At 61.9% G+C, this 19,341-nt stretch carries 20 protein-coding genes; 4 read left to right on the forward strand and 16 right to left on the reverse strand.

All coding sequences use genetic code 11. The annotated features are described in order from the left end of the window. Positions 1-10: 10 nt before the first annotated feature. The gene (locus ACFC20_RS08165; protein WP_375192570.1) at positions 11-685 is read right to left on the reverse strand and encodes a Fe2+-dependent dioxygenase; all 675 of its coding nucleotides are present in this window, start codon (positions 683-685) and stop codon (positions 11-13) included. 129 nt (positions 686-814) lie between these two features. Here ACFC20_RS08165 and ACFC20_RS08170 point away from each other — a divergent pair, with 129 nt between their 5' ends. Next, a complete protein-coding gene (locus ACFC20_RS08170) occupies positions 815-1,864 on the forward strand; it encodes a hypothetical protein (RefSeq protein ID WP_375192571.1) in 1,050 nt (349 codons plus the stop codon). Positions 1,865-1,912: 48 nt separating this feature from the next. Here the strand turns inward: ACFC20_RS08170 and ACFC20_RS08175 are convergent, their stop codons facing one another. The 9 genes from ACFC20_RS08175 to folE form a co-directional block, all read right to left on the reverse strand. Further along, entirely contained in the window at positions 1,913-3,634 is a 1,722-nt protein-coding gene (locus tag ACFC20_RS08175; RefSeq protein WP_375192572.1) for a diguanylate cyclase, read from the reverse strand. A 105-nt stretch (positions 3,635-3,739) separates the two neighbouring features. After that, on the reverse strand, positions 3,740-4,189 hold the full coding sequence (locus ACFC20_RS08180) for a DUF411 domain-containing protein (RefSeq protein ID WP_375192573.1): 450 nt from the start codon (positions 4,187-4,189) through the stop codon (positions 3,740-3,742). Positions 4,190-4,315: 126 nt separating this feature from the next. Beyond that, the gene (locus tag ACFC20_RS08185; protein WP_375192574.1) at positions 4,316-6,946 is read right to left on the reverse strand and encodes a heavy metal translocating P-type ATPase; all 2,631 of its coding nucleotides are present in this window, start codon (positions 6,944-6,946) and stop codon (positions 4,316-4,318) included. Then, positions 6,939-7,394 (reverse strand): MerR family DNA-binding protein, encoded by a 456-nt coding sequence (locus ACFC20_RS08190; RefSeq protein WP_375192575.1) that lies wholly within the window; start codon positions 7,392-7,394, stop codon positions 6,939-6,941. Before ACFC20_RS08190 ends, ACFC20_RS08185 begins: the two co-directional genes overlap by 8 nt. A gap of 149 nt (positions 7,395-7,543) precedes the next feature. Continuing rightward, positions 7,544-7,858 (reverse strand): hypothetical protein, encoded by a 315-nt coding sequence (locus tag ACFC20_RS08195; RefSeq protein WP_375192576.1) that lies wholly within the window; start codon positions 7,856-7,858, stop codon positions 7,544-7,546. A 50-nt stretch (positions 7,859-7,908) separates the two neighbouring features. Continuing rightward, positions 7,909-10,176 carry a putative bifunctional diguanylate cyclase/phosphodiesterase gene (locus ACFC20_RS08200; protein ID WP_375192577.1) on the reverse strand — a complete coding sequence of 756 codons (2,268 nt, stop codon included), beginning with the start codon at positions 10,174-10,176 and terminating at the stop codon, positions 7,909-7,911. Positions 10,177-10,380: 204 nt separating this feature from the next. After that, on the reverse strand, positions 10,381-10,809 hold the full coding sequence (locus ACFC20_RS08205; protein WP_375192578.1) for a CoA-binding protein: 429 nt from the start codon (positions 10,807-10,809) through the stop codon (positions 10,381-10,383). 19 nt (positions 10,810-10,828) lie between these two features. After that, positions 10,829-11,203 (reverse strand): dihydroneopterin triphosphate 2'-epimerase, encoded by a 375-nt coding sequence (gene folX, locus ACFC20_RS08210; protein ID WP_375192579.1) that lies wholly within the window; start codon positions 11,201-11,203, stop codon positions 10,829-10,831. A 26-nt stretch (positions 11,204-11,229) separates the two neighbouring features. Then, on the reverse strand, positions 11,230-11,799 hold the full coding sequence (gene folE / locus ACFC20_RS08215; RefSeq protein WP_091988899.1) for a GTP cyclohydrolase I FolE: 570 nt from the start codon (positions 11,797-11,799) through the stop codon (positions 11,230-11,232). 201 nt (positions 11,800-12,000) lie between these two features. On the opposite strand from folE, the gene ACFC20_RS08220 reads away from it, so the two are divergent. Continuing rightward, positions 12,001-12,924, forward strand: coding sequence for an alpha/beta fold hydrolase (locus ACFC20_RS08220; protein ID WP_375192580.1), 924 nt, complete (start codon positions 12,001-12,003; stop codon positions 12,922-12,924). 14 nt (positions 12,925-12,938) lie between these two features. Here ACFC20_RS08220 and ACFC20_RS08225 read toward each other — a convergent pair whose 3' ends face one another. Then, a complete protein-coding gene (locus tag ACFC20_RS08225) occupies positions 12,939-14,006 on the reverse strand; it encodes a GGDEF domain-containing protein (RefSeq protein ID WP_375192581.1) in 1,068 nt (355 codons plus the stop codon). A 208-nt stretch (positions 14,007-14,214) separates the two neighbouring features. Between ACFC20_RS08225 and ACFC20_RS08230 the strand changes: the two genes are divergently transcribed. Next, positions 14,215-15,297 (forward strand): patatin-like phospholipase family protein, encoded by a 1,083-nt coding sequence (locus ACFC20_RS08230; protein WP_375192582.1) that lies wholly within the window; start codon positions 14,215-14,217, stop codon positions 15,295-15,297. 49 nt (positions 15,298-15,346) lie between these two features. Further along, positions 15,347-15,592: a CDGSH iron-sulfur domain-containing protein gene (locus tag ACFC20_RS08235; protein WP_375192583.1), complete on the forward strand. Its 246-nt coding sequence runs from the start codon at positions 15,347-15,349 to the stop codon at positions 15,590-15,592. 10 nt (positions 15,593-15,602) lie between these two features. Here ACFC20_RS08235 and ACFC20_RS08240 read toward each other — a convergent pair whose 3' ends face one another. The 5 genes from ACFC20_RS08240 to ACFC20_RS08260 all read right to left on the reverse strand — a co-directional run bounded on the left by ACFC20_RS08240 (position 15,603) and on the right by ACFC20_RS08260 (position 19,338). After that, positions 15,603-16,625: a histidine kinase gene (locus tag ACFC20_RS08240; RefSeq protein WP_375192584.1), complete on the reverse strand. Its 1,023-nt coding sequence runs from the start codon at positions 16,623-16,625 to the stop codon at positions 15,603-15,605. 91 nt (positions 16,626-16,716) lie between these two features. Then, positions 16,717-17,529, reverse strand: coding sequence for a metal ABC transporter permease (locus tag ACFC20_RS08245; protein WP_375183235.1), 813 nt, complete (start codon positions 17,527-17,529; stop codon positions 16,717-16,719). Then, positions 17,516-18,304, reverse strand: a complete 789-nt coding sequence (znuC, locus tag ACFC20_RS08250) for a zinc ABC transporter ATP-binding protein ZnuC (protein WP_375183236.1) — start codon at positions 18,302-18,304, stop codon at positions 17,516-17,518. Before znuC ends, ACFC20_RS08245 begins: the two co-directional genes overlap by 14 nt. After that, positions 18,297-18,788 (reverse strand): Fur family transcriptional regulator, encoded by a 492-nt coding sequence (locus ACFC20_RS08255; RefSeq protein ID WP_375183237.1) that lies wholly within the window; start codon positions 18,786-18,788, stop codon positions 18,297-18,299. Before ACFC20_RS08255 ends, znuC begins: the two co-directional genes overlap by 8 nt. A gap of 88 nt (positions 18,789-18,876) precedes the next feature. Then, a complete protein-coding gene (locus ACFC20_RS08260) occupies positions 18,877-19,338 on the reverse strand; it encodes a chemotaxis protein CheW (protein ID WP_375183238.1) in 462 nt (153 codons plus the stop codon). Positions 19,339-19,341 lie beyond the last annotated feature (3 nt).

The raw sequence follows: 19,341 nt of genomic DNA on the forward strand, positions 1-19,341 counted from the left end.
GTGCCAGCCTTCAGATTTCAGCCCAGAAACGCTGCAGGTTGGCCAGGGATTTGGTCAGCAGGTCGAATTCCGCGGTCTTGCCTTCGCGCTCGAACAGCTGCCTGCGGGCGGTATCGATGTCGAACAGCACCTCCCGCTGGGCCGGATCGCGGATGGTGCTCTGGATCCAGCCGATGGCCACGCGGCGCTGGCCTCGAGTGACCGGTTGCACCCGGTGCAGCGTAGAGGAGGGATAAATTACCGCCGCCCCGGCAGGCAACTTGTAGGACTGCTCACCGGCCGTGGTATCAGTCACCAGTTCGCCGCCGTCGTAGCTGTCGGGGTCGTCCAGGAACAGGGTAAAGGAGATGTCGGTGCGCAGCCGGCCGTCGCCACGTCCCATGACCGGATCATCCACATGGTTGCCGTAGGTCATGCCATCTCGATAGCGGCTGAACAGCAGAGGTGTCATTTTCGCCGGTCGCACCGCCATCTGGAACAGCGGGTGGCTCGTGAGTGCTTTTTCCACCTCCGTCCGGAGCGCCCTGGCGGTGTCACTGGCCATGGCCATTTGCTCGTTGTTCTTCACCAGCCGGGCGTGCCAGCCCGCGGTTTTGCGACCGTCCTCAAAGTGGCCGCCGTCCAGGGCCGTCCGGACGCGAGTCAGTTGTTCGTTGTTGAGGATGTCGCTGATGCAGAGAATCATCGGGGCTCCAGTTCTTAATGGGAATAATTTGCAATCAGTATATGCTTTGGCTCATCATGCATCACCACGTCAGAACCAGCAATGATACCGTCATGGGAAGCGCGTGGCGGGCTTTTTCAGGAGAGAAGGATGAACAACCAGAAGCTGAAACTCTGGACCGGCATCGGCATGGCGACCCTGCTGGCCAGCTCCGGCGCGATGGCAGACCAGCACGGTGGAGAGCACCACGACGAAATGATGACCTCCGGTGCCCACGGCGGCGAGGGCGGTGAAGGTGGTGAGCACCACGGTGGAGAAGGTGGTGAAAAGTCCACTCACGGCGGTGAGGGTGGCGAAAACCATGGCGGCGAAGGTGGCGAAAAGTCAGCCCACGGCGGTGAAGGTGGCGAGCACCACGGCGGCGAAGGCGGTGAAGCCCATGGTGGTGAAGCCGGTGCCGCGTTCAGCTACTTCGCGGCGGGTGGCGAAGGCGGAGAAGGCGGAGAAGGCGGAGAAGGCGGAGAAGGTGGCGAAGGCGGTGAGGCCGGAAGCGCCATATCTTCCGTCAAGTCCGACGGCGCCTACGTGGCCATGCTGCACATGATGCAGGGCCATCTCATGGCGGCCCGGGAACTGATCAAGGCCGGCAATGTGGCCGAGGGCCGTCCGCATCTGACCCACCCCTGGGCAGAAGTGTATCCGATGGCCGATGCCGGCCTGGAAAGCCGGGGCCAGAACACCCTTGGCAAGCACCTGAAAGCGCTGGCAGAGAACGCCGGCAAGGTGGAGAAATGGGGTGACACCAGCAAAACCTTCCAGGCAGCCTGGGTAGACATCGAAAAAGCCATCAAGTCGGTGGATGGCCAGAGTGCTGCCAGCGTCTCCAGGGTCGTGCTGTCGCTGACCAAGCAGGCGGTTCTGGAATACGACGAAGCCCTGGAAGACGGGCGCTTTGTAGCGGAGCACGAGTATCAGGATGGCCGTGGCTTTGTGCTGACTGCCCAGGATTACCTGAAGAACAACCAGGGGATGCTGAAAAAGCAGAACAAGGAAGCCTGGCGCGATGCTGAAAAGGCCCTGAGTGAGTTGCAGAAGGCCTGGCCGACAGCGCTGCCGCCGAAGCAGCCTGCCATGTCGGTTGCCAACCTGTATTCGGCCCAGGCTCGCCTGGAGCTGGCACTGGCACCCTACCTCTACTGAGGTGGTGACCCGCCGGGGCCTATGGCCCCGGCAGTCCTGCCCTTACCCTCAGCTTTCGGCGCCAGCCCTGGCATCCCCGGAAGCATCAATACAGACCTGATTGCGACCGTTGGCCTTGGCCCGGTAAAGTGCGCGGTCGGCGTTTCTCAGAATGTCGTCCATGGTGTCATCGGGTGAGCAGAAATAACCGCCGATGCTCACGGTCACCGCGGTTCCGGTTTTCCGGCTTTCCTGTTCCACAGACGCGTGAATGCGACGGGCAATACGAGTCAGCGTGTCTTGATCACAGGGCGACAGCACCACCACGAACTCATCGCCGCCCCAGCGTCCCGGATGATCGTAGGGCCGCACGCCCGCCTTCAGCCAGAGTGCCACCCGGCAGAGTATCTGGTCACCCGCCTGGTGTCCCAGCTCATCGTTCACGCTCTTGAAGTGATCAATATCCAGCCAGATGATACCGAAGCCCGTGCCCTGGCGCTGTGCCCTCTGGATTTCCTCATCCAGGATCTCGTCCAGGCCCCGGCGGTTCTTCAGGCCGGTCAGCGGGTCGATGCGAGCGAGGCGATTCAGCTCCTCGGTGCGTTGGGCCACCTTGGCTTCCAGCTCCCGGGTGGACTGGCCCAGTGTTTGAGTCATTTTCTCAAAATGATCCGCCAGCCAGCCGATTTCATTGTCCGGTTTTTCCAGCCGGGGCAGGTCAAAGCTGCCTTCGCGAACCTTTTCCACGGCTCGCTCAAGGCCCATGATCGGCTTGAGAATGCGGGACTGGATAATCAGGTGAAACACCACCAGGGTGACCAGCAGGGCCGCCAGAAACACCGCCACCAATGGCCACAGATAGCTCTGGGGCAGCAGGGTATTGAGATCCAGCAGGGTGATCTCGAACCAGCCGATGGCCGGCAGGAAGGCCACCCCGGCCAGGTGCTTGCGCCCGTCCACGGTGACAAACCCGCTTTCCACGTGCCCCGCTTCGGTACTGCGTTTCTTGAGCAGCTGGAGCATGCCCAGGATCTGTTGCTTGTCCTGAGGGTCATCAAACAGCAGGTCGACGGTGTTTTTCTGGCCTTCGGGCTTGATGATGCTGGCAAAATCGATGTAATTGCGGTCGCGGTAGAGCTGGATGGCGCCGTTATAATCGACAAACAGGGTGGTAATGCCTTCCTGACCAATGTCGACGATGTCCTGCAGGAAGCTGTCGAGGTTCAGGCCGGTGCCCACCATGCCGACAATGGTGCCTTCCTGGTTCCGCATGAGGACGTCGATCCAGAGCTTGGTTACGCCTAGCTCGGTGTCGGGGTTCACGTTCAGGTGGAAATCCCGGCCTTCCTCAATCAGCTGGAAGAACCAGGCGTCGTCGGGTTTTTCCGGATCCAGGACATAGCGGAACTGCTCACCCGCGTATTCATTGGCGGCATTGTTGTAGTAATAATGGCCGTTGGCCACCAGGGCGACGAAGTAGCTGTTGTCCCGGAAACTGGCGCGAAAGCTTTCCATCTGCTGGATGGCGGTGTTCTTCAGGGAGGCGTCGTCGGGATTTTGCGCCCACTCGACCAGCGCCGATGAGCGTGCCATCTGTTTGGCAAGACCGATTTCCCGCTCCAGCGATTGCAGCAGGCGGGCGCTGTCATAGCGCACCTGGATTTCCGCTACCTGCTGGCCCCAGCGCTCAATGATGTCTTCCGACAATTCGCGGTAGGCCAGCCAGGAAGCCACCGATGCCACGATGATCAGGCTGGCGGCCAGACCGAGAATTCGGGTTTTCAGGCTCAACGAGGGTCCCTCTCCGTTCGTTCCGTATCTGCTGGGTCGGGTTCATGATAGAACACCGATTGGCCAGAGTGTAGAAAAAACGGACAGGGAGACCGGTTGCTCCGCTCAGTTGTGCTCGGAGAAAATCCGGGTTTGCCCGGCGTCGTTGAACAGGATCACCTTGTAGTGGTCCTTGCGGTCACCCATCTCCATGCCCGGGGAGCCGGCAGGCATGCCGGGCACGCTGAGGCCGGTGGCCTGCGGTGCTTCACTGAGCAGTCGCCGGATGTCCTGTGCCGGCACATGGCCTTCAATCACGTAATCACCCACGAAAGCCGTGTGGCAGCTGCCCAGACCGGGCAGCAGGCCGGCATCCACCTTGATTTTGCCCATGTCGTTGGTGTTGGTGGCCTTCACGTCAAAGCCATTGTCTTCCAGATGCTTGACCCAGTCGGTGCAGCAGCCACAGGTGGGAGACTTGTACACGTGAATGCTCTGGGCGGCACCAGCGGCCAGGGCAGAGGTACTGAATCCGAGAGCTGCCATCAGGCCCAGGGCCAGAGTGTGTTTTTTCATCGCTGTTACCTCAGTGGTGGTGTTGATCGTTGTTGGTGCCAGTTGAGCCGGAGCCGGACAGCCAGAACCACCAGACGATGGCGGCCATCAGAGCCAGTCCTCCGACGTTGACCAGTAGAGATTCCATCAGTTCCGCTCCTCTTTCAGGGTGGCTGTCTGCCCGGGGGCATCCAGGGTTGGCCGTTGGCTGGTCCGGAACAGACGCAGCCGGTTGGCATTCGACACCACCGTCACCGAGGACAGGGACATGGCGGCGCCGGCCAGAATCGGGCTCATCAGTATTCCCCAGACAGGGTAGAGCAGCCCGGCAGCCACCGGAATACCCATAGTGTTGTATATGAACGCACCAAACAGGTTCTGGTGAATGTTCTTTACGGTAGCGCGGGAAATCTCGATGGCGTCCGGCACCCCGTGCAGTGACCCACGCATCAGCGTGATGCCGGCGCTCTCGATGGCCACATCCGTGCCGGTGCCGATGGCAAAACCCACATCGGCGGCGGCCAGGGCCGGGGCGTCGTTGATGCCATCGCCCACCATGGCCACGGTGTAGCCTTTGCCGCGCATTTCGCTCACCACTTCCGCCTTGTCTTCGGGCAGCACTTCGGCCCGGTAATCGTCGATACCCGCCTTCGCGGCAATGGCGCGAGCGGTGGCGTCCACGTCCCCGGTGACCATCATCACCCTGATCCCGGCATCGTGCAGACGGCGAATGGCGTCCTTGGAATCCGGCTTGATGGCATCGGCCACGCCGATCACCCCGAGGGCGCGGGTGCCCAGCGCCAGGAACAGCGGCGTACCGGCTTCGGAGGCCACGGTGTCCGCGGAATCGGCCAGCGCCCCAAGATCAATGCCCCGGCTCTCCAGCCACCGGCGGTTGCCCAGTCGCAGGGGCTGGCCGTCAAACTGGCCTTCCACACCCTTGCCGTTGTGGGCCTCAAAGCCGCTGACCCTGTCCGGGTGAACGCCCTGTTCCCGAGCCTTCGCGAGGATGGCTTCGGCCAGCGGGTGCTCGGAATGCTGTTCCAGTCCAGCGGCCAGGGCCAGCAGTCGATGGTCGTCGCCGTCTATGCTGTAGAGGCGGGTGACGGTGGGATGGCCTTCGGTGATGGTGCCGGTCTTGTCCAGAATCACCAGATCCAGCTTGCCCGCCGTTTGCAGGGCGTCTCCCTGACGGATCAGCGCACCATACTCGGCGGCCTTGCCAACCCCGACCATCACCGACATGGGTGTGGCCAGGCCCAGGGCGCAGGGGCAGGCAATGATCAGTACCGTGGTGGCGGCGACCATCATGTGCACAATCGCAGGCTCCGGCCCCACGTTGTACCAGACCAGTGCCGAGACAATAGCAATCAGCATGACCGTGGGCACAAACACCGCGGAAATCCTGTCGGCCAGCCGGCCGATGGCGGGCTTGGAGCCCTGGGCTTTCTTCACCAGCCGGATGATCTGCGCCAGCGCGGTTTCGCTGCCTACACGCGTAGCCTCGTACACGATGGAACCATGAGTGTTCAGGGTGCCGGCAGACACCTCGTCGCCACGTGCCTTGCTAACGGGCATCGGCTCGCCGGTCAGCATGCTCTCGTCGATGCGGGTCGAGCCTTCGGCGATCACACCATCCACCGGCAGTTTCTCTCCCGGACGTACCCGGATGTGATCGCCCTTGCGAACCTTTTCCACCGGAATATCCCGCTCTTCGCCGTCGCGGATAACCCGGGCCGTTTTCGCCCGGAGGTCCAGCAACCGGCGCACCGCCTCAGAGGTCTTGCCCTTGGCTCGCAGTTCCAGGGCCTGACCCAGGTTGATCAGGCCGATGATCATCGCGGACGCCTCGAAATAGACATGCCGGGCCATTTCCGGCAGCGCGCCGGGCACACTGGCAACCACCATGGAATAAAGCCAGGCGGTCCCGGTACCCAGGGCAATCAGGGTGTCCATATTCGCGTTGTGATGCCGGAAGGCCTTCCAGGCCCCGGTGAAGTAGTGCCCACCGGTGGCCGCCATCACCACCAGAGTCAGCAGGCCCAGGCCGAGCCAGGTGCCCTGGTTGGCCCCGGTAACCATCATGGAGCCAAAGCCCATACCCCAGACCATCAGACCCACGCCGAGGGTCAGGCTGACGGCCATCTTGGCCAGCAGGACCCGGTATTGCTTGCGATCCTCGGCCTGTTTCCGGTCGTCGGCCTCGTCTTCGTCCTCGATTACGCGAGCCCCGTAGCCGGCGCTTTCAACCGCCTTGACGAGAGCCGCCGGATCGGCGTCGCCCGAGGCCGTCGCGGTATTGTCCGCCAGGTTCATATGGGCATGGTGCACGCCCTTGACCGACAGCAATGCCTTCTCGATGGTATTCACGCAGGAAGCGCAGGTGGCCCCGCTGACTGACAGATGGACCTGATCGTGTTCCGCAGCCGGCGTTTCCCCGGTGGCGCTATCGGCTTCGGGCGCGGCGGCCTCGACGGAGGGGGTCTCGTTCGCAGGCGAATGCGCCTTGTCTTTGTGCCCCCCGCCGGCACAGCAACTGGCAGGTTCAGGATTTGTTTCCAGTGGCTGTGCGGGGTAACCGGTCTCGGTCACGATCCGGGCCGCCTCGGTGGCATCAATGCCCTCCGGGAGCGCTACCGTCTGGTTGGCCAGATCCACCTCAACCAGGTCGGCATCACCGGTCAGTGATTCCAGGGCGTTGCGAATCTTCTTCGCGCACCCCTGGCAGGAGGCCCCGGAAATACTGAGAGCGGTTTGTATAACAGGTGCATCATTCATTCGAGGTCACCTCCTCGTATTGCTCTGACGGGCAGCAAGACTCTGCGTCGTCCCAGTGTTCAATCAAGCGACAAATGGTGTGGCCGTCCGGCGTGCCATCGGGCATGTCCTGCCAGGCAGCCAGCGCTGAAGTCATCCGTTTACGCAGTTGCTGCAATTCCCGGATTTCCCGCTCAACCTCCGCGAGACGCTGCTGAAAGACATCCCGCACCATCGGGCAGGGCGAATTGTGATCATCAGCCTGGTCGAGAATCTCCCGGATCTCGGGCAGCGAAAAGCCCAGCTGCCGGGCCTTGCGAGCAAAACGTAGCCGGCGCAGATCCTCGGTGTCGTACTGCTGGTAGTTGTTGTCCGGATTCCGGGTCGGGCTGAGCAGCTTCTCCCGGGTGTAGAACCGAACGGTATCCGGATTCACGCCTGCGGCTTCTGCAATCTCTTTTACTTTCATCGTGGTTTCACCCAGCCATCCTGGATGGCTTCAGGAATCAAAGAATGGAAGTCGGCCCCGGCACGGCAAACTCCAGAACCATAGAGTAAGACTAAAACCTGTGAGCTACTCACAGGTCAAAGGTTTTTGAAAGGAAAAAGCACGGAGGTTTACTGACCCCTGGCGCGCAGGAAGGTCCCGCAGGTCTTGCACTGGTCCGGCGCCATCAGCTTGGCCTGCCAGCCAATCTTGTGGCCACAGGCGGGACAGGCCAGCTTCAATTGCAGCACGATGATCGGTGTAATCAGGGCTGCGATCAGCACACCCAGGGGGCCCCAACTGTCGTCACTGGACAACCCGAGCTGGCTGCTGAACACCAGGATGACGGTCAGCGCCACGAAGGCAAAGAGGAAATAATTGCGGTTCCAACGCTCCCACTGGCGAAGCTTCTCGTTCTGTTCCGGCGTCAGATATTGGGCAGACATAGTCACTCACTCGAACCGTTTATCCGTATCTTGGGGGCGGATCGCCGCCATTACAAACTCGATCCCTCGGCCAGGCCCGCAACCAGTATGCCCGACGCCAGCGCCTGCTCCAGATCCCGCGCCGGAATGGGTCGGCTGATCAGGTAACCCTGGGCAAAGTTGCACCGGTGCCGCTTCAGGAACGCCAGCTGTTCCTCGGTTTCCACACCTTCAGCCACCACCTGGATGCCGAGATTGTGAGCAAGATTGATAACCGCCCGGGTGATCACGGCGTCGTCGTGGCGCTCGGTGACCTCGGTAATGAACGAACGGTCGATCTTCAGCACATCCACGGGGAAATCCCGCAGGTAACCCAGCGAGGAATAACCCACCCCGAAATCGTCAATGGCCAGGTGCACGCCCAGTTTTTGCAGGCGCGACAGCTGATTACGGTTGCGCTCGATGTTCTGGATGAAAATTTCCTCGGTGAGCTCGAATTCCAGACGCTCGGCGGGGACATTCTCCGCCTCCAGGGCTTCCCGGATGTGATCCACCAGGGCCTCATCGTCCAGTTCCCGGCCAGAGAGATTCACGGCAATGCGCAGGCCTTCCTGCTCGGTGCCTTTCCAGTCTGCCAGTTGCCGACAGGCGGCCATCACCACCCAGCGACCGATATCGGTAATACGGCCGCTCTCCTCGGCGAGCGGGATAAATTCACCCGGGGGCAGCAGGCCCCGTCGAGGGTGCTGCCAACGAATCAGCGCCTCCACGCTCTGGATCTCGCCGGTGTCCAGGTTCAGTTGCGGCTGGTAGAACAGGACAAACTCGTCGTTGGTGAGGGCCTGGCTGAGGTCCTTGTCCAGCTCCAGTCGCATCACCTCGCGTTCCTGCATGCCCTCGGTGTAAAACTGGTAGGTGTTCCGACCCTGTTCCTTGGCCCGGTACAGGGCAATGTCGGCGTTGCGCAGCAGGGTGTCCGAATCCAGGCCGCTCTGGGGATACACCGCCACCCCCATGGTCGCGGTGATGCTGTGGGCCTGGCCCTGTACCTCGAAGGGCTGGTCGAAGCACTGCTTGATCTGGCCAAGAAGGTGAATGATATCGTCGAGGTCGTCGACCTGCTGCTGGCACACCATGAATTCGTCGCCGCCCGAGTAGGCGACAAGGATCCGTTCGTTGCTCAGGCGGTTGAGTCGTTCGGAGACCTTGATCAGAAGCTCATCGCCGAACTGGTGGCCAAGGGAATCGTTCAGCGTCTGGAAGCGGTCCAGGTCGAGCATGATCAGGCCAACCTGCCGCATTTGCCGATCAGCAATGTTCAGGGTGTGCGCCAGGTCTTCCATGAAGAACCGGCGATTGGCCAGGCCGGTGAGGGTGTCGGTGGATTCCAGGCGGGCCAGATCGATCTGGATGGCGGTGCGCTGGGCAATTTCCAGGTCCAGTTCCCGCCGGGTTTTCAGCAGCGACTGGTTGCGTTTGAGGATCAGCTGTACCAGCAGGGTAGTCAGGCTGGTCAGCAGGCCCATCAGCAGGAAGGTCGTGAAGGTCAGCGTTGGCCAGTTGCTGTACTGGTTCTCAACCCAGGTCCTGGCCGGCTTCAGGGTCAGAGTCCAGTTCAACGTGGGCAGGTCTACCGGCAACGAGTGCGAGAAGGTGTCGCTGACCGGCAGGTCGTTGTTCAGCTGGTAACTCAGCTCGCCGGCTTCGCGAATCTCCACCCGGAACGATTCCAGCACCCGCTCGGTGAGCAGTTGCCGGGCCAGTATCTCCATCCGGAACACGCCGGCGATAAAGCCGTTATTGTCCGCGCCCGAGCCTACCGGAGCGTAGATGACCATGCCCTTGCCGCCCTGGCGAAGATCAATGATACCGGACAGATCCCAGTTGCCGGTGCTCTGGGCAAGCGCCAGCGCCCGGCGGCGCTCATCGTTGAAGGCGACGTTATAGCCGATCACGTCCTGGTTGTCGGCCACCGGTTCCAGCCACCGGATAACGTAATCACGGTCGATCCACTCGATGGCCTGGTAAACGCCAAAATCCTCCAGGTAGTTCCGGGCATCCTGGCGCCAGGTCTCGAGGGTAATGGACGGATCGTTCTGGAAGCGCTTGGCCATGCGGCGAATGGCCTCGGCGTGCACCAGAAACTCCCGTTGCAGATGATTGGCCATGGCCCGGGTCTCGTTGGCCAGGTTGGCTTCAATCTGGGCCTTGTCCTGTTGTACCAGTCCGTAGCGCAGGCCTGTCGCCAGACCCAGGAAAACCAGAAAGATCACCACCGGAAACACCGGGCTCAGCAGGCCCGATACAACAGCTTTGGGGGGCGATGCGGGTTTATCCACAGTTTACTCCGTGGCCATGTACGGTGGTGCAGGCACGTTGCCGGCGCCAGCAGAAAAATGAACCATTTTGATCGGTTACCGCCATCAGTTGCTGGTAGGACGAAAATGCGGGAATTACTTACGTGGGTCGATTATGTCAGACCCTGAGGGGCGGTTACAGCAGAGTTGCGAAAGTGTGACGCAGTTCCTGATCCAGATCAGCAATCAGGCCCGTTTAGCGATACCCAGGCGGGGAATTTCCTGTTTTGGGCAGTGATCCATAACCACCGTCAGACCCGCGGCCTCGGCCCTGGCGGCCCCCTCCTGGTTGATCACCCCGATCTGCAGCCATACCACCGGGATCTTCAGGTCGATGGCCTGGTCAATCACGGGGTCGGTGCGTTCGGGAGCCAGGAACAGGTCGACCATATCGACCGGTTCCGGCAGTTCCGGCAGATTCCCGTACACGGTTTCGCCCAGCAGCTGTTGGCCAGCCAGGCGAGGGTTCACCGGAATGACCCGGTAACCCTGGTTCTGGAGGTAGGCCATGACGTCATGGGAGGGCCGGTGGGTTTTCTCACTGGCACCCACCAGAGCGATGGTCTTGACGGAGCTCAGGACCTGGCGGAGCTGTTCAGGCGCGTCAGTCGGCATGGCGGAGAGTGGCTCCAGTTCAGGGACGATGCGCTTCAAGGCAAACGGAAACGGACTGCGCGAACCTTAACGCGTGGGGCTTGTCGATTTCCACCTGCGCCCATTGCACGGCCTCGTGTTCCATGACAATGGTCAGCACCTCGTGTGTGAGGCGCTCGAGGAGGGCAAAGCGGTTGCCGTCCACATGCTGGATGATCTGCTTGGTGATGGTGCGGTAGTTGAGGGCGGCCGAGATCTCGTTTTCATTGATGGCCGCTGTTGCGTCATAGGTCAGGCGTATGTTGATCAGAACGTCCTGCTTGTTATTAATCTCCTCCTTGATGCCAATGTAGGCTCGGAGCAGCAGATCCTTGATCCGCACTGTTGCCTGGCGATTCCCGTTAACCTCTGTCATGCCGCTTTCCTCCGGGAGCTGATTGATCAGCGGTGGCCGCCGATCAGGTTCAGGAACTCGGTACGCGTTGCCTGGGATTTACGGAACTGACCTAGCATCATCGAGGTCTTCATCCGCGAGTTCTGCTTTTCCACACCCCGCATCATCATGCACATGTGCTGGGCCTCGATGACCACCGCCACGCCCTTGGCGTTGGTAACGCTCTCGATAGCCTCGGCTATCTGGCGGGTCAGGTTTTCCTGGATCTGCAGGCGACGGGCGTACATGTCAACGATACGGGCAAACTTGGACAGCCCCAGAACCCGACCCTGGGGCAGGTAGGCAATGTGGCATTTGCCAATGAACGGCAACATGTGGTGCTCGCACATGCTGTACAGTTCGATGTCCTGAACCACCACCATCTCGTCCATGGCGGACTCGAACACGGCGTTGTTGACCAGGTCGCCGAGATCCTGTTGGTAGCCCCGGGTCAGGAACTGCATGGCTTTGGCTGCCCGCATGGGCGTGTCCTGCAGACCTTCGCGGTCAGGGTCTTCACCCAGCCCGCTGATAATGGCCCGGTAGTGCCCCGAAAGGTCGTCTAGGAGTTTGGTCATAATCTTGTCCGGTTAGCTGAATCGGTCGAGGGCCAAAGCTTAAGGTAATTTGCCCGGCATCGCATCTCCAGCATGTACGGGCAGGTTGCAGAAAAAGACCACTGTGACTGTCGTGCCGGGGTTATCGAGCGCTCGGGCTATGGCAGCCGGCACCGGTTTGTTCTACAGTTTCAGCCTGTGTCGAATCGCTGGGAACAACGCATGGAACAGGTGATACCCAATGTCAGTGGTGCGGCCGCCGCGGGGCGTCAGGCCGACACTCTGGAAGGGTGGCAGCATGGAGGCAAATGGTTCAGCTACGAGGGCCACGCCATTTTCAGCCGCATGGGCGGACGCGGCGAACCGCTGGTTCTGATGCACGGTTACCCCACGGCCAGTTGGGACTGGAATCGTTTGTGGCCGATGCTGGTGCCGCACCACAATGTTCTGACCCTGGATATGCTGGGCTTCGGGTTTTCCGACAAGCCGGCTGACTATCCCTACAGCATCCAGGATCAGGCCGACCTGTTCCAGGGCTGGATCGAACAACTGGGACTGTCGTCGGTGCACCTGCTGGCTCACGATTACGGTTGCAGCGTGGCCCAGGAGCTGTTGGCCCGGGAGCAGGAAGCGAGCCTGCCATTCCAGATCCGCACCGTGTGCTTCCTCAATGGTGCGCTTTTCCCCGAGGTACACAATCCTTTGCTGATCCAGAAGCTGTTGCGCAGTCCCCTTGGAGGGCTGATCAGCCGTGGCCTGACCCGGCGCAGCTTTGAGCGCAACTTCCGGCGCCTGTTCGGAACCCATAACCCGCCGGATCGCCAGGACATGGAGGATTTCTGGTACCTGCTCACCTACAACAACGGGCGGGGCATTCTGCATCGCCTGATTCAGTTCATGGAGGAGCGGCGTTGCCACCGCAATCGCTGGGTCTCGGCGGTGCAGAAAGCGGAACAGCCCCTGCGACTGATTTCAGGCACCGCCGACCCGGTTTCGGGCGCGGCCATGGCCCGCCGATATCGGGAACTGGTGGCTGACCCTGAGGTGGTGTGCCTGCGTAATATCGGCCACTACCCCCACCTCGAAACCCCCTGGGATGTGTTCAGCGCTTACCGGGATTTTCGCCAGCGCGCCGCAGGCGCCTGAGCCGGATCACGGTATCAGCCTTGGGCCGAGTCTGCTTCATCCATGGCTCCCCGTCCAATCACCGGGAGCGGTCGGGCCGCATTGACCACCTGGTTGCGACCCTGGGATTTTGCCTGGTACAGGGCCTGATCGGCCCGGTTAAGCCACACGGACCAGGTCTCGCCCTTGCTGACCTCCGCCACACTGGCACTGGCGGTGACTTTGATATCCTCCAGGAACGGTCGGGCACTGATGCTGGTCAGTAGCTGGTGGGCGAGGGCGTCTGCGTCTTTCTGGCGGGTTTCCGGCAATACCAGCATGAACTCCTCACCGCCGATCCGGAACAGCTGGTCGCTTTCCCTGAGACGCTTGCGGAGTCTCAGGGTCAGTTCCCGTAGCACCCTGTCGCCGGCCAGGTGGCCCCACTGGTCGTTGATGGTCTTGAAATAGTCCAGGTCCAGCAGGATCAGGCTCGAGACTCGTTCATACCGTTCCCGCATCTGGATCTGGCCATTGAGGATATCGGCCAGTTGCGACCGGTTCAGGCAGCCGGTCAGGGGGTCGGTGGTGGCCAGGCGGGTCAGTTCCTGCTGGAGCTTACCCACCAGCCAGGCGAAGATCATGGCAAACAGGCAGGTCAGGCCCAGGGAAAAGGTGATGCGCCAGAAGTCCGCCTCGGGAAAGCGAAGGAAAGAGACCACCGCCATGACCACCACGAACACAGTGTTGCTGCCGATCGCCTCCCGCAGGGGCAGCAGGAAAAACAGCGCGGTGGCCGCGGGGTAAGCCCAGTACAGGCCGGCATGACCGTTGATGTGCGTGGAGTAGGCGGCGCTCACCACGGCGAGCAGAGGAAACAGACGGCCTTTGAGGAAATAGGTGCCTCTCAGCTTCAGGAAGGCAATCACCAGCAGGGCGTTGACGCAGAAAAGCACGAGGATGGCAGACAGCAGGTAGTGCGACTGCTGCCACTGCACCATCACCAGCGGCGCGACCGCAATAAAGGCCCAGAAGTGCAGGTGGTACACCAACTGCCGTTTGAAACCGAGCACCGCCAGGGTCGGATTGGCGGCCAGGGAATCGGGGGGTACAGAGAATTTCACAGCTTACTCCTGCTGTCTGGTTCTTGAGCGCCCGCATCCGTTGTCGGGCCGGTCCATGGATTTGGCCGAATCATGGTCTTGTCATGCTCTAACTGAAGCAGATCATGTCATTAATGGCCACCATTAGTTTTGTTCAGTTGGCCGGCGGATGTCCACTTGGTTAAACTTCGCGGGACACTTTCAGGGAGCTGCTCCAGGGACCCATCCAATGACTGCAATCCAGACCCGTGAACCGGCACTGACCATACGCGCAGGCAGGCGCGCGCTGCAGCGACTCAGGGACAAACCGCTGTCGGCGGAGGATGTTCACGTCATACCCGGAGCGGCTGGTGGTCCCAAAGCCCTCGGCATCAGCGGTCTGGACAAGGCCATTTTCGGCGACTGGCTGCCCCGGGTGCCCCAGGAGCGTTCCCTGATTGGCTCCTCCATCGGAAGCTGGCGATTTGCCGCCATCGCCTCTTCGGACGACCCCCGGTCGCAACTCTCCCGGCTTGCCGAACTGTACACCATGCAGCGCTTTGCGAAGGGCGTCAGCGCGGCCGAGGTCAGCCGCAAAAGCGTGTTGTTCCTTGAGGAGCTGCTGGGGGGCAGGGAACAGGCCATCCTCAATCATCCCTGGTACCGGCTGAACATCGTGGTGGTGCGCAGCCTGGGGATGCTGGCGGAGGACACCCGTGGACGGCTTGGCCTTGGCCTGATGCGTGCCATCAGCGCCAACATGGTCAGCCGTCGGCACCTTGGCCGGTTCATGGAGCGAGGCATTATCCACGATGCCCGCCTCAAGGCACCGGTGGCCAAACTGGTGGATTTTCCCAGCCACGAAGTGGCACTTACGCCGGACAACCTGCTGCCCGCACTGCTGGCCTCGGCGTCCATTCCTCTGGTGATGTCGGGTGTGCGCAACATCCCTGGGGCACCGGAGGGCGTCTACCGGGACGGAGGGCTTCTGGACTACCATCTGGATCTGCCCTACCAGCAGCCCGGCGTGATCCTGTATCCCCATTTCACCGATCGCGTGGTGCCCGGCTGGTTCGACAAGTCGCTGCCCTGGCGGCGGGGGGACGCTACCCGGCTACAGGATGTTCTGCTGATTGCCCCGTCAAAGGCGTACCTTGAGTCGCTACCCGACCGCAAGCTGCCGGATCGTAAGGATTTTGAACGCTATGCCGGTGACGACGCCGGTCGCGAACGGGCCTGGCGACACGCGATTGCCGAGAGCGACCGGCTTGGGGATGAGTTCATGGAGCTGGTGGAACAGGGGCGGCTCGCGGACGTTGCCCGGCCACTCTGAGAGGAGCGGCTATACTGGAGGGCGCCTGTTAACCAGCCCGGAGGAATCCATGGCAGAAGAACCCGTTGTCGCCCGCACCACCCCATGCTGTGTCATGGTAGAGGCGGGCAAACACTACCTGTGGTGTGCCTGTGGCCGGAGTGCAAACCAGCCTTTCTGTGACGGCTCCCATCAGGGTACCGGTATAACACCGGTGCGCTTTGAGGCTGAAAAAAAGGAGTGGGTCTGGTTTTGTGGCTGCAAGCAGACCGGTCATGCGCCCCTGTGTGACGGTAGCCACAAGCACCTGACGTAAGTAACCAGGGTCAGGCCTGCGGTGAGTGGGCCACGTGATGGAGTGTGCTGACCCGATAGCCGGACAGGCCGTGAACCGTGTCTTTCAGGGCTCTGACCCGAAGCACCACCGGCACCCGGTTTTCCTGATCGTGGTGCAAGAGGGGCAGGTCGACCCGCTCGATGGCGTTGTCGCGTCTTGCCGCCGCCAGTGCCTGGCGGAAGTGGGCCTGGCACTCCGGTGCCACCAACGCTTCCATGGCCTGTCCCGCGAGGTCGGTCGGTGCCCGATCCAGAAGGTCTGCGATCTGCGGCGATACAAATCCGATTCGTGCGTTCTCGTCGAGCTCCCAGATTACCGCTCCGGACAGCGCCACCAGATCCCGGCTGCGCTGTTCACTGTCATTGAGCGCCTGCCGAAGAATGGATTTTTCCACCTGCAGGTTGGCGATCTGATGGTCGGCACCGGTCTCCCGGTGTTCCAGGTCATGGAGCTCCAGCTCCTGTCGATACAGCCGGCGATTCAGCACCAGTGCCAGCCCGGCGGCCGTCAGACTCAGGGTGCCGCCGACAAGCCAGATGGTCTGTCGGGCATTGTCGGCCGGGTTCTCCAGGGCAGCGGGGGCAGGCAGCGTGGTAACCATCCATTGCTCGCCAAGAGCGTGGACTTCGGTGCGCAGGGCCCGGGTCGGATCCAGGGTGCCGTCGATACCGAGTTCCAGGAGCGGTTCTTTGGTGTGTCGCTCCAGGGTATCAATGCGCAGTCCCAGGGTCTCGGGCAATGCGCCCTCGAACAGTCCCACAAGCCAGTGCGACGCGGACTGTCCGCCCGCCTCGACGGCGCCGGCGGCCTCCGGCGTGTGGATGAGCAGATGGTTGACCAGCGCCTGGTGCTGGGCGTAAAAACGGATATCGGCCGCGGCGCTGGCGCGTCGGGCCTCCAGGTGGGCGGCCAGCGCGGTCGTCATCAGTCCGGCTGTGAGCAGGAGCAGGGGTACCCACAGCCCCGGCCAGACGACCGGTTTGCGACGTTCCGTGGCCTCTGAGCGTTCCATGGCAGCTTTCCTGTGCGGCGGGGCATCAACCCCGGATCACCAGCATTCTCTTGCTACTACTCTAGCCCAGCCCGGGCGAACAGGGAAACGCTCAGCTCTGGCTCCGGCCGGCACTGCCATAGACCAGAAGAAACACCGAGAAGGCGGCCACCACCACCGACGGTCCGGCGGGGGTGTCGAGATGCCAGGACAGGGTAAGCCCGCCAGACACCGCGACAAAGCCGAAGGCCACCGCCAGGGCCACCATGATTTCCGGGTTGCCGGCCAGTCGCCGTGCCGTGGCAGCAGGGATGATCAGCAGGGCTGTGATCAGCAGTACCCCGACTATCTTCATGGCCACGGCGATCACTAGCGAGAACATCAGCATCAACACCAGTCGCAGGCGCTCCACCGCCAGCCCCTCGACCCGGGCCAGCTCCTCGTGGATTGTGGCCATCAACAGCCCCCGCCAGAGCACGGCCAGCAGTGCCAGGATCAGCGCCGCGCCCCCATAGATCCAGAGCAGGTCTTCCCGGCTCATGGCCAGCAGGTCGCCAAACAGCAGACCCGTGAGGTCCACCCGGATGTCCGGCATGAAACTGAGGGTGACCAGACCTATGGCGAGGGAACTGTGGGCCATGATGCCCAGCAGGGTATCGGTCGCCAGGGTACGGATACGGGAGAACAGCACCAGGGCCATGGCCAGCACCACGCAGACAATGATCACGCCCAGGTTCAGTGGCACGCTGATCAGGAAGCTCAGGGCGATGCCCAGCAGCGCCGAATGCGCCAGGGTGTCGCCAAAATAGGCCATACGGCGCCAGACCACGAAACAGCCAAGGGGGCCGGCCACCAGGGCAACCCCGAGACCCCCGATCAGCGCGCGCCAGAAGAAATCGTCGAGCAGGGCATCAATGATGGGCATGGTCACACCCCTGGTGCTCGCCTTCCTGGCCACGGGTTTCGCCATGCACCACATTGCCGTGCAGATCGTGGCGGTGGTTGTGGCGGTGATGGTACACCGCGAGGGATTCCGCCACCGGCCGTCCAAAGGTTTCGATAAAGGCCGGATCGTGGGAAATGTCCTCGGGATAGCCGCTGCAGCACACGTGCTGGTTCAGGCAGATCACCTTGTCGGTGGCGGCCATCACCAGGTGGAGGTCGTGGGAAATCATGATCACGCCGCAATTCAGCTCATCCCGCAGTTGCCGGATCAGGTTGTACAGGGAGGCCTGGCCATTGATATCAACACCCTGGGCTGGCTCATCCAGCACCAGAAGGTCCGGCTGGCGGGCCAGGGCCCGGGCCAGCAGCAGCCGTTGTTTCTCGCCTCCGGACAGGTGGTGCACCGAGGCATTCAGCAGGTGACCGACGCCGGTTTTCTCAAGGGCCGCCTCGCAGCGCGACCGGGACTGACCGCTGAGCAGCATGAAACGCCGCACGCTCAATGGCAGCGTGGCCTCGAGGGTCAGATGCTGGGGCACGTAGCCAACCACGAGGTTGCGAGCCAGTGAGACCTGTCCTGCGGTCACGTTCTGGAGTCCCAGCACGGCCTTGATCAGCGTGGTCTTGCCGGCACCGTTAGGGCCGATGATGGTGATGATGTCACCCCGATGCACCGTGAGGTTGACCCACTCCACGACCGGTCGGGTGTCGAACTGCACGCTGACATTCTGCAGGTGGACCAGCGGGTCACTCATGGCCTGGCTCCGCCTGGCAGCGGGGGCACAGGCCGGCAATCTCAAGTGTTGTGTCCTCGGCCTGGAATCCTTCACTGGTCGCGGCCCGGCGCACCTCGGTGGACACAGAGGGTGCCGTGAGTTCCAGCACGTTGCCACAGGCACGGCAGATCAGGAACATGCCGGTATGGGACTGGCCAGCGTGAGTACAGCCAATGAACGCATTCAGTGAGGCGATACGGTGCACCAGACCGTGCTGTTGCAGGAAATCCAGGGCCCGGTAGACCGTCGGTGGCGCTGCGTTGTGGCCATCGGAGGCCAGTTCGGCGAGTACGTCGTAAGCGCCGAGGGGCTTGTGGGACTGCCAGATGAGTTCCAGTACCCGTTCCCGGATGGGCGTCAGGCGGGCGTTCTGCCGCTGGCAGATTCGACGGGCATCGTCCAGAGCCTGGCTGACGCAGGCATCGTGATTATGTGGCCGATAGGGAATGGCTCGCGCAGGCATGGCAGGCACCCCAAAAAAATTTGAAACATTATAACATATTCAGGCTGGCCTGCCAGGGTGCCCCGATCTCCGGGCGGGCACCAAGGGGTCAGTGACGGGTCTGAAGGATCAGGGATTCCAGAAACTCCAGGTTGGGTATCCAGGCCTGCTCGCCCTCGATCTCAACCTGCATCAGGTCGGCCGGGCCGGGCTCCCCGTCCAGCTTACGAACCTGGTCCTCGGTCAGCCGCGCCTGGCTGGGAATGCCCTGGGTGACCAGGGCCATGAACGGAATCTCCTGGTGATGCTCGCCAATGGTGTTGAGAACCACGATACGTCCCCGGTTGTCTCCGGGTACTGTGAGGGCCGCGCCATTGGCAGCGTCGTAGGAAATCACGGGCAACTGCAGGCCGCGCCAGTCCAGATAGCCCACCAGCCATTCCGGGCTGTTGGTGCCGGCGTCGGAGCTGGCGTAGTCGACCACCTCAGCGATCGAGACGTTGGGCAGCAACAGTTGGCGCCCGCTCATGGGGATCATGACGCAGGAGAGGGTTTGACTGTTGTCGTTCATGGC

Origin of the sequence: Marinobacter sp. (assembly GCF_041984545.1) — a bacterium.
Lineage (GTDB): Bacteria > Pseudomonadota > Gammaproteobacteria > Pseudomonadales > Oleiphilaceae > Marinobacter.